Genomic DNA, 6,076 nt, shown 5'->3' with positions numbered 1-6,076 from the left:
GGGGTCTCCCCTGAACCGTACTCCCACAGGAGTCTTCGCGCCTTCCACTCCAATCAACAGGGTATAAAAATCAACAATTTTCTTTAACAAAGCCTAAAAAAAAGGCCGAGAAAATCTCGAACCTTGTTCCAATTAGTATCTCTTGAAAGATTTTTTTTGCTTATTCATCACTTCATACGATTTTTCGATAATATCTGTTAACACATCACCCTTATAAATTCTACCAAGCTTCAATCCTTGTTGATAATACTCGACAATTTCGTCAAGTTTTGCTGAAGTTTCTTTGGTGATTCTTACATTTAATTGAATTCTTTCGTTTTCAGTCATGATAGCATCTCCTATAAAACCGTTATCTAATTGCTAGCAATTATCTACATGTTACAACACTGCTACTATACTATACTTCTACAAATTTTTCATTACTTTCACAGAATATAAAAAGTACTGGTTCATCCAGTACTCCCTACTTCAAAGTATGTTTCTATTTGTTTCATTCACTAATAATTACCGATTTCGCTCTCAGGAGTTTGAATTATGACAGGCTCTTTACTAGGATCTAACCATTTAAGAATGGAAAGGACATTATTTTGTACCGTTCCTGTACAACCAAGTGTATAACTACTTGCCACATGTAAAAAGATTGCCGAACCAGCCCCAGGAATTCTCTCTACAGTATTATAATTAATAACAAATCCATAATTATAGGCTGGAATATTCATTTTTTCCGCACTTGTCCACCGACTATTATTTTCTGATTGTTTTTGCCAAGTATTATATAGCGGAGATGCCGGGTCATCCACCCATACATCATCACTTGTAATTTGTCGATATGGCAGTTTTGTTCCAGGATTTTGATAACGTCCGAATGCGGTGCCAATTGAAAATTTCCCTCTTGGAGACTTTTTTGCCCCTTCTTTCATTATGGTAGCAAAGCCTTCTTTTCCAATAAATCCTGATATATTTTGTTTTTCATACCACTTATTATCCACTTTTTCAAAGGTTCGTATCTTTGCAACATTCGTGGAATAACCGGATGTCGTAACAAGGATTAGCTGATTATTATCATCAATGGTATTAAACTGGTCTGCAATAGTACTCGGAATCCAACTTCCATTTCGATTAAAGTAATACCATCTATCTAAATAAATCCAGCCAACTTGCATCGCTCCTGATTGATTTAAATAATACCAACGGTTATTTTGTAACATCCAACCTTTTTGCATATCACCGTTTTTACTAAGGTAGTACCATTTCCCACTATCAAGGAACCAACCTTGCTGCATTGCACCATTATCAGCGAGGTAATACCACTTCCCTGCTAAATAGAGCCAGCCTGTTTGCATTTTTCCTGAATGCTCAAGATAATACCATTTCCCCCCATTAAAAAGCCAACCTCTTTTCATTGCCCCATTGCTATCAAGGTAATACCATTCTTCGTCATCTTTTAGCCACCCACGCTGCATTACCCCATTAAAATTCATAAAATACCATTTGCCATTATCATATAGCCAACCTTTGTGAAGTGTTCCATCACTATGGTTAAAATAATACCAATTGTCTCCGAGGGCTACCCAGCCCTTCACAACTAGATTATCTTTGTAATAATACTGTTTTCCATTTTCTTCATACCAACCATTCTTTGTAACTTCTTCATTTGCAAATGTAGATAATGGACGCAGTACTATTATTGTTAAAGTTAGTAAAAGAATAATCCTTAATCTCAAGTCCTTTTTAGCCTCCTTTGACATTTTACAACAGTAAATACTATTTTATCGAAATATCTGTTACTATTACACCTACCAAATGACCATTTTCTCAAGTGCAAAAAAAATGCCCATCGAATGTTGGGCAAGCCTTAATATATCTATATGGTTATTGATTGTATTGGTTGAGTGTTGATATAGTGGTCTTGAAGCCATGTTTCTAGTTGATTCTTCAATTCAGGATGGATTGGAAGGTTTCCTTGTGCCACAATGTCTTTTTTCATCGTAAAAATAGATGAGTTATGTGTGACAAGTTTACAAGAGTGTGCCATATTTTCGATTACTTTAAATTGTGCATCTCCCTTAACGTAAATAGGTAGATCTTTAAGGACTGCTGGATTCGCCTGAACGTCGCGTGCCCCAGTTATGGCAAGAACTGGACACGTTACTTTTGATAAATCCTCTCTAACATTATAATGAAAATGTTCTCGCATCCATTTTGCATTTGTTTTAACAAAATTTACTTTCATCACATCATCCGTTGACTGAAGTACCTTATTAATAGCTTTTTGCGCCTGTTGTTCCACTTTATTATGTGTACCAAAGAGACGTAATAAAAATCCTTGAAGTCCCTTTGCGATTTTGATGTCAACAACTGCAAGATCCCTCTGCCGTTTTAATGCTTCGCTTATTCTTTCGACAGCACCTGAAAGTAGAATTAACCCACCGAGATCTTCCCGTGCTGCAACAGCAGTTCCAATAGTACAGCCTTCGCTATGCCCAAGGACAATCACACTTTTCGAGTCTACTTCAGGAAGATTTTTCAAAAACTGTACAGCGGCCTGTGCGTCATCCACCAAATCCCATAATCCTGTTGTTAAAAAGTCTCCTTCACTTTCCCCAACACCTCGTTTATCATACCTAAGGGTAATATATCCAATAGATGTTAAAAATTCAGCCAATTGGCGATAGAGTTTAAGATCCAATTTTTTGTTTACTTTTCCATTACGGTCTAATTTTCCAGAACCCACTATAATTAATATCGCAGGACTTTTAACTGACTTTGTTTCTGGCATGCTTAATGTTCCCTTCAGCGCTACTTTGCTTTGAATGCTAATTTCTTTTTCTATAATTTTCAAAATTAACTCCCCTTATTGTTCTTTTGATTGTTCTGGAATACTAATTGTTGCAAGCGTTCTTCTTCGTCTACCCTTTTCCGGCTTATTTTGAGAAACCTTTGAATAGACTGCAACGAGTTCCTTTATAAAATCAGCAAACTCCTGATCAGTTAAATAAACTGAGGTTTGCCGAAAAGATACACCATCAACAGCTAAATCAATTTTTTCTTGTTGTAAATACCGCTCGTATTCCCCCAGTAAATTCGCCATGAATTTAAAAAATAAACCCATATGTTCATCTTTTGAGAGTTTGTTTAATTCCTCTATTCCTAAAGTCATCTTGTTCGGGTCATTAATTGAATACACCTTTTCAACCGTACCTCGGTTTGGTATTTCATCAATGATATGAATAACCTCCGCTTCAACAAGCTTTTTAATATGACGATACAAGGATGCTTGTGGAATATCAGGAAGTATATCCTTTATTTGCTGTGCTGTTATTTGTTGATTTATTAAAGTTTGGATTATTCTCATCCGAACAGGATGTAGGATCACATCAACCGTTGATTCTTTTATCATGAATTTCTTCTCCTGTTTTTTATTATCATTATTGATAATGATAATAAAACAATTCTAATTTGTAAATACCAATATGGAAAATTAATGAAATTTTTCCTTTTTTATCATTGTTGATTTCTTTCTTTCTTTTTACATGGATTGTCAATTTTCTACTTATATTATAATGAGGAGGGTTACGATATGATGTTGACTTGGATATTTGGTTTTTTGATGGTGGCTCAATCAGTAGTTCCCCCAGACCACTTAGAAATTACAAAGGACGGCTACAATATAACTACATTGAATCGGATGGATTTTTCCAATCCTAATATTGATTTACCACTAATTGATAATGCAAAATACAATCAGTTTTTAAATCAACTCGATAAACAAATTACTACTCAGCCTAAAAATGCATACATAAATCAACACGGGACCATTGTTTCAGAACAAGTTGGTTTTCGTATTAATCGCCAAGCATTTACAGAACAATTTTATTCATACTTTTTTTCACGTCGACATGGTACATTAGAAATTCCTATGCTCCCAGTCTATGCGAAAGTGGATAGTGAATTACTTGGAGAGATTCGAAGCGTACGTATTGGTCGGTATGTAACAACCTTTAATCCTAGTAACAAAACGAGAACCACTAATATTCAATTAGCCGTAAAAGCGATTAATAATACTGTTGTTTTTCCTGGGGAAGCCTTTTCTTTTAACAAAGTAGTTGGTAAAAGGACTGTTGCAAAAGGTTATTTACGAGCCCCTGTGATTATCAGAGGAGAATACTCGGAAGATATTGGGGGAGGAATCTGCCAAGTATCCTCCACTTTATTTAATGCGGTTGATAACGCTGGTTTAAAAATTGTTCAGCGTTTTTCTCATAGTAAAAAGGTTCCCTATATTCCACCTGGTCGAGATGCCACCGTTAGTTGGTATGGTCCCGACTTTGAATTTAAGAACTTGTATAATCAACCTATTTTAATTCAGGCAAGGACAATGGGGCATTTGTTGGTAATTAAACTATATTCATCTGAAAATATCCAATATATCCCACGCAAAGTACCAGCTCCCCCTTATTAAATAAATGAAAAAGTCCGCATGATTAGCGGACTTTTTCTTATTCCTTATTATTATTTAATGCACTTGTTAATAATTCTTCAGAGAATTCGGTTAGAGCCGCATTATCCATTAAATTAATGTTTGTCTTAGGTGCAAAATTTCTTACAGCATTTTGAATCGGACGTGTAATGTCACTACGTTTTCCTCTTTTCACTCCAAAAACAGCAGCACTTATTCCTAATCCTAAAAGCGAGGCCCACATAGTTCCTCTACTCTTCCGTTTAGGCATGAACAAATTGAGAAACGGCAGTTTATTCATTTTTCGCATGAGTAGCACTCCTTAAGCATGGTATGGAAAGTAAATTTCTCCCCTCCATTTACTTAATTTGCGCTTAATACTTTTGAATATGCCTAGGAAACAATACGTTCTTTGTCATTTCTTGGAATGAATAAGCAAAAGAACCTCTATCCGCTTTTTTACATAGAATGCATAAAAGATAATTTGGGTGGTGTCTATGGGAGGCTTAACTTATTTTGATTTCTTAGCTAAATTTGGCGTTGGAGGAGCCCATCCTGGTGGAATCCTTTTAACAAAAGATATACTTTCTGGAGAAAATATTACGAATAACTCATTAATTTTAGATGCTGGATGTGGTACTGGCCAAACGGCTGCCTATTTATATCAGCAATACAATGCTAAGGTTTTTGGATTAGAGATTAATCCAATAATGGTTGAAAAAGCCAAAAGTCGTTTTCAGTCGTTAAAGCTTCCTATTCAGTTAATTCAAGGGTCCATTGAAGAAATCCCTTTAGAAGATCATTCCTTTGATTTTATAATATCTGAGTCAGTTTTAGCCTTTGTCAATAAACCGAAAGCACTGAAGGAGTTCTATAGAGTGCTAAAAAAAGGTGGTCGCCTAATTGCTAATGAAATGACCATCAATTCAAAATTAAGTCAGCAGGAAGAATCCGAAATTAAAAAGTTTTACGCAATAGATTCATTATTATTAGAAGATGACTGGAAAAAATTATTAGAAGCCGCAAATTTTAAAAATATCTTATTAAAAACTCAAAAACAGTCTCTTAGTCATGGAAATCACGCACCAGAATTTAATTTCTCTGCAAACTTCGAGCCTGAACTTTTTCAAATTCTAAATGAACATGGAAACATAGTTATTAAATACCAAAATATTTTGAGTTATCGGATTATTAGTTGTACAAAATAAACTATACAGTAGGACCTCATTTCCCTGAAGTGTGAGGTCCTTTTTATTTTGCTTACTTCTTCTAACGTATATTATTTTCGTTACATCAAAAAATAAAGGTGTGAAGGGATGGATGAATACATGGATCAAACACTAGGATACCTAAGAGAAATATTATCAAATTATACAGACGACCATTCAGAGGGAAGACATATTTACCGTAAGCTCATGGAAGGAGATTATCGTTCTGAAGGTTCATTTGTTCAAGTTTTAAGTCAAAGGGAGATTGCTTTTTTAAATAAAATGCTTCCAAAAGAAATTAACTACGCCAAAGAGGAGCAGGATGAAAAAAGAGCATCCCAATTAAACGAGGTTTTTGAATTATTATTTTAATTAAGAAAAGCGTAAGCGCCTTGGTCAGCCCCGACAG

The 6,076-nt window shown here is 35.1% G+C and carries 8 protein-coding genes; 3 read left to right on the top strand and 5 right to left on the bottom strand.

Going from position 1 to position 6,076, the window contains the following annotated elements; genetic code table 11:
- Nucleotides 1-132: 132 nt before the first annotated feature.
- From ABES03_RS12970 to ABES03_RS12955, 4 genes are all read right to left on the bottom strand, one after another.
- Nucleotides 133-327, bottom strand: coding sequence for a hypothetical protein (locus ABES03_RS12970; RefSeq protein ID WP_430117689.1), 195 nt, complete (start codon nucleotides 325-327; stop codon nucleotides 133-135).
- Between the two features lie 170 nt (nucleotides 328-497).
- Nucleotides 498-1,724: a cell wall-binding protein gene (locus ABES03_RS12965; protein ID WP_430117688.1), complete on the bottom strand. Its 1,227-nt coding sequence runs from the start codon at nucleotides 1,722-1,724 to the stop codon at nucleotides 498-500.
- A gap of 140 nt (nucleotides 1,725-1,864) precedes the next feature.
- Nucleotides 1,865-2,842 carry an alpha/beta hydrolase gene (locus ABES03_RS12960; RefSeq protein WP_430117687.1) on the bottom strand — a complete coding sequence of 326 codons (978 nt, stop codon included), beginning with the start codon at nucleotides 2,840-2,842 and terminating at the stop codon, nucleotides 1,865-1,867.
- Nucleotides 2,843-2,854: 12 nt separating this feature from the next.
- The gene (locus tag ABES03_RS12955; protein ID WP_430117686.1) at nucleotides 2,855-3,400 is read right to left on the bottom strand and encodes a helix-turn-helix domain-containing protein; all 546 of its coding nucleotides are present in this window, start codon (nucleotides 3,398-3,400) and stop codon (nucleotides 2,855-2,857) included.
- Between the two features lie 180 nt (nucleotides 3,401-3,580).
- On the opposite strand from ABES03_RS12955, the gene ABES03_RS12950 reads away from it, so the two are divergent.
- On the top strand, nucleotides 3,581-4,462 hold the full coding sequence (locus ABES03_RS12950; RefSeq protein ID WP_430117685.1) for a VanW family protein: 882 nt from the start codon (nucleotides 3,581-3,583) through the stop codon (nucleotides 4,460-4,462).
- Between the two features lie 37 nt (nucleotides 4,463-4,499).
- Here ABES03_RS12950 and ABES03_RS12945 read toward each other — a convergent pair whose 3' ends face one another.
- Nucleotides 4,500-4,769, bottom strand: coding sequence for a hypothetical protein (locus ABES03_RS12945; RefSeq protein ID WP_430117684.1), 270 nt, complete (start codon nucleotides 4,767-4,769; stop codon nucleotides 4,500-4,502).
- 187 nt (nucleotides 4,770-4,956) lie between these two features.
- Between ABES03_RS12945 and ABES03_RS12940 the strand changes: the two genes are divergently transcribed.
- Nucleotides 4,957-5,667, top strand: coding sequence for a class I SAM-dependent methyltransferase (locus ABES03_RS12940; protein WP_430117683.1), 711 nt, complete (start codon nucleotides 4,957-4,959; stop codon nucleotides 5,665-5,667).
- Nucleotides 5,668-5,787: 120 nt separating this feature from the next.
- Complete coding sequence (locus ABES03_RS12935; RefSeq protein WP_430117690.1) at nucleotides 5,788-6,039, top strand: sigma-G-dependent sporulation-specific acid-soluble spore protein CsgA; 252 nt, start codon at nucleotides 5,788-5,790, stop codon at nucleotides 6,037-6,039.
- Nucleotides 6,040-6,076 lie beyond the last annotated feature (37 nt).

The sequence above is a fragment of the Neobacillus rhizosphaerae genome, from assembly GCF_050477885.1.
GTDB classification, from domain to species: domain Bacteria; phylum Bacillota; class Bacilli; order Bacillales; family Cytobacillaceae; genus Neobacillus; species Neobacillus rhizosphaerae_A.
Note: the sequence above shows the minus strand (reverse complement) of the source record. Positions and strands in the feature narration are given on the sequence as shown.